The sequence below is a fragment of the Streptomyces sp. NPDC104831 genome, from assembly GCF_055583025.1.
Window position 1 is genome coordinate 1 of the sequence record NZ_JBVJOT010000144.1, and the last position, 1315, is coordinate 1315.

Genomic DNA, 1315 nt, shown 5'->3' on the forward strand with positions numbered 1-1315 from the left:
TGGAAGGCCATGTGGCACTCGTCGCCGCCGACGGAGTAGTCGCCGAAGTAGTCGACCACGTCCTCGGGCCACTGGTTGGCCTCCGCCAGCAGCACGGTGTCCGGGTAGAGCGCGTCGATCTCGCGGCGCACCCGCTTGAGGAACTGGTGGGTGGCGGGCAGGTTCTCGCAGTTGGTGCCCTCTTCCGCGTACAGGTAGGGCACGGCGTCCAGCCGGTAGCCGTCGATGCCGAGGTCCAGCCAGAAGCGCAGGGCGGCCAGGATCTCCTCCTGGACGGCCGGGTTCTCGTAGTTCAGGTCGGGCTGGTGCGAGAAGAAGCGGTGGAAGTAGTACTGGCCGCGGACCGGGTCGAAGGTCCAGTTGGAGACCTCGGTGTCGACGAAGATGATCCGGGCGTCCTGGTACCGCTTGTCGTCGTCGGCCCACATGTAGTAGTCGCCGTAGGGGCCCTCGGGGTTCTTGCGGGACTCCTGGAACCACGGGTGCTGGTCGCTGGTGTGGTTCATGACGAAGTCGATGATCACCCGCATGCCGCGCTGGTGGGCGGCGTCCACGAACTCCACGAAGTCGGCGAGGTCGCCGAATTCGGGGAGGACGGCGGTGTAGTCGGAGACGTCGTAACCGCCGTCCCTGAGCGGGGACTTGAAGAACGGGGGCAGCCACAGGCAGTCCACGCCGAGCCACTGGAGATAGTCCAGCTTGGCGGTCAGGCCCTTCAGGTCGCCGACACCGTCGCCGTTGCTGTCCTGGAAGGAGCGGACCAGGACCTCGTAGAAGACGGCGCGTTTGAACCAATCGGGGTCCCGGTCTCCCGCGGGTGTGTCCTCGAAGGTGTCCGGTACGGGCTCGTTGACGGTCATGACGCTGCGGGCCCTCCGATCCGGGGCGTCGAGCGCCCTACGTGGAGCACGTGCGCCGGCGCCCGGCCGGGGGTGAGCCGCACGTAGTCGGTGCCGCCCCAGTGGTAGGTCTCGCCGGTCAGCTCGTCGTGCACCGGCACGGACTCGTGCCGGTCCAGGCCGAGTCGCTGCATGTCCAGCGTGACGGTGGCCTCCTGGGTGTGGTGCGGGTCGAGGTTGACGACCACCAGGACCGTGTCCGTGCCCGTGCGCTTGCTGTAGGCCAGCACGGCGTCGTTGTCGGTGTGGTGGAAGTGGAGGTTGCGCAGGCGCTGGAGTGCGGGGTGGCGGCGGCGGATGGTGTTGAGGCGGGTGACGAGGGGGGCGATGCTGCGGCCCTCGCGCTCGGCGGCCTCCCAGTCGCGGGGCCTGAGCTGGTACTTCTCCGAGTCGAGGTATTCCTCGCTGCCTTCCCT

Annotated in this window: 2 protein-coding genes; both read right to left on the reverse strand. The window is 68.1% G+C overall.

The annotated features are described in order from the left end of the window. A partial coding sequence (locus ACZ63H_RS38610; protein WP_469873122.1) for an alpha-amylase family glycosyl hydrolase occupies window positions 1-860 on the reverse strand: 860 nt, incomplete at its 3' end. After that, the coding region (locus ACZ63H_RS38615; RefSeq protein WP_469873123.1) for an alpha-glucosidase C-terminal domain-containing protein at window positions 857-1315 on the reverse strand (459 nt) is incomplete at its 5' end. The genes ACZ63H_RS38615 and ACZ63H_RS38610, both read right to left, overlap by 4 nt.